Below are 1,977 nucleotides of genomic sequence, written 5' to 3' on the forward strand. Positions count from 1 at the left end.
ATTTGTATTTTCGGATTTTTATCAAAGCTTACAGCGTGTGTCCTGCTCATGCAGGGCACACACGCACGCTACAAGCAATTTGGGGATTTGGCTTAATGGAAAAATTCGTTTGTATTTGGAAGATTTGGCAAATCCGAAAGATAGCGCTGATTTAGCCCCAAACTGCTTGTAGCGCGAGAACGTTAGCTGCCATATTACCACCGACATTTATGAAAAAGACAATAATATTATTTTTAACGACATTTATTTTCAGTATTAATTACAGTCAAGAAACTTCATCTCTAAATTTTGGAGATAAAATGAATATCAATTCAAGATATTTAGGTGAAGAATCGGAAATTTGGGTAAAACTACCAGAAGACTTTGAAAAGCTGAAGGATAATTGCTCGATACTCGTATTGTTAGACGGAGATGAATATTTTGGAATTGCAACAAATGTTCAAAATCTTTATCAATGGGAAGAAAAAATGCCGCCAACAATAATTGTAGCAATACCTTCAACAGTTGAAAGCCGATGGAAATTCTATACTCCAACGAATTCCAAAAATTTTACTGGACGAAAAGATAATGATGAGCTATTTAAAAGTACGGGGAACTTCTCAAAATTTGCAGATTTCGTGGAGAACGACATTATAAAAAGTTTAGAAACGCGTTATAGTTTGAAATTTAAAAATAAAACAATTTTTGGTCATTCTTTGGGAGGCTTGGCAGTCATAAGTTTTTATAATATCCGACCAGAGATTTTTGAAAGTTATATTTGTGCAAGTCCAAGTTTATTATGGAATGATTTTATGTTTAATAAATATTATAAAAATGATTACTCATTAAATAGTATAGAAAAAAGAAAAATATTTCTTTCATCAGGTAATCCAGATTCGAATGGCTATAAACAAAATGTTGAGGATTTAGTCGGTTCTTTAACTAGTAAAATTATAAACTCAGAACAAACCGTGAAATATATGCATTATATAACTGAAGACCACGGAAGTTCCGGAATCAGAAGTTTAATTGATGGGTTAGAGTTTGTTTATAAAGGCAAATAAATACGGCAGCTAACACACGCTAGGCCTCATTGCTACAATAATCTAACGGGATGTTTTGTCTACTAAAAATAATTATCTTGCGGAAAGTTCTCAGGTACTTTGGCCGCAACGAAGGCCTAGCGCGAGACCGTTGGTGGCAATTTCCGAAAATCCTGCAAATATGAGAAAAATAGTTTCAATCATTTTTATAATCTCAGTTCTAAACTCTTGCAAGGCTCCTTCAAGAACTCAGCTAATTTTAAAGGAAATGCAAAAGGAGAAAACCTTTTTCGATCCTGTGGAATTAGGATCTGGAGGATCAAATGGAAATTTTTTAGTTAAAGCATATTTTGATGATTGTGGAGAATGGGGTGGTCATTATGAAGAAATGAAATTGTATGCCTTTCATAAAGAGAAAAATATATTTCTTTCATATAAAAAAACAAATGTTGACTGTAATCGGCAGGAATCCGAAAGTACATATTCACAAGATACAATCGTTTCAAAAACTATAAAGCTAAGTAAATCAAACGAAAAGGCAATAGTTCGTTTTTTAACAGAGCTAACTAATCTTAAAATCACATCTAGATTCCCGGGACACTCTGGAAATCAATTTGAAATAATGAAATCTGATTCCACCTTTTATATCAAGCTATATGATGGTAGAAAAACTAGTTTAAAAAACTATACAAAACTTCTTGAAAATTTAAATTTAAACCAATGAAACTGCCACCAACCACCGCTTCACGCAATTGCTGGTTTTCGGTGATTTGAACGTTTTATTTTCATAACTTCGTTTTCGGTTGCAGAAAGTACTCTGCTCCGATTGCCGCAACTGTCGCGAAGCGGCCACACGTTGGGAAAAATCGCCCTTCGGGACAATTTTTCCCAATGACCGCTCGGCTTCGCCGACAGTCGGGAAACCATCGTTGCATTCGCACGACGTTCTCCCAAC

3 protein-coding genes are annotated in these 1,977 nt (G+C 34.7%); 2 read left to right on the plus strand and 1 reads right to left on the minus strand.

Annotation, left to right across the window (positions count from 1 at the left end; all coding sequences use genetic code 11):
• Positions 1 to 209 precede the first annotated feature (209 nt).
• Together EG849_RS15285 and EG849_RS15290 are read left to right on the plus strand one after the other, a co-directional pair.
• Positions 210 to 1,043, plus strand: a complete 834-nt coding sequence (locus EG849_RS15285; protein ID WP_125014277.1) for an alpha/beta hydrolase — start codon at positions 210 to 212, stop codon at positions 1,041 to 1,043.
• A gap of 160 nt (positions 1,044 to 1,203) precedes the next feature.
• Positions 1,204 to 1,746 (plus strand): hypothetical protein, encoded by a 543-nt coding sequence (locus EG849_RS15290; RefSeq protein ID WP_125014279.1) that lies wholly within the window; start codon positions 1,204 to 1,206, stop codon positions 1,744 to 1,746.
• A 20-nt stretch (positions 1,747 to 1,766) separates the two neighbouring features.
• Here EG849_RS15290 and EG849_RS15775 read toward each other — a convergent pair.
• The coding region (locus EG849_RS15775; protein ID WP_199732388.1) for a hypothetical protein at positions 1,767 to 1,977 on the minus strand (211 nt) is incomplete at its 5' end.

The organism is Flavobacterium macacae (assembly GCF_003865365.1).
Lineage (GTDB): Bacteria > Bacteroidota > Bacteroidia > Flavobacteriales > Flavobacteriaceae > Flavobacterium > Flavobacterium macacae.

Coding starts and splice junctions, on each gene's coding strand:
- EG849_RS15285 (WP_125014277.1), top strand. CDS start 210: ATGAAAAAGACAATAATATTATTTTTAACGACATTTATTTTCAGTATT.
- EG849_RS15290 (WP_125014279.1), top strand. CDS start 1,204: ATGAGAAAAATAGTTTCAATCATTTTTATAATCTCAGTTCTAAACTCT.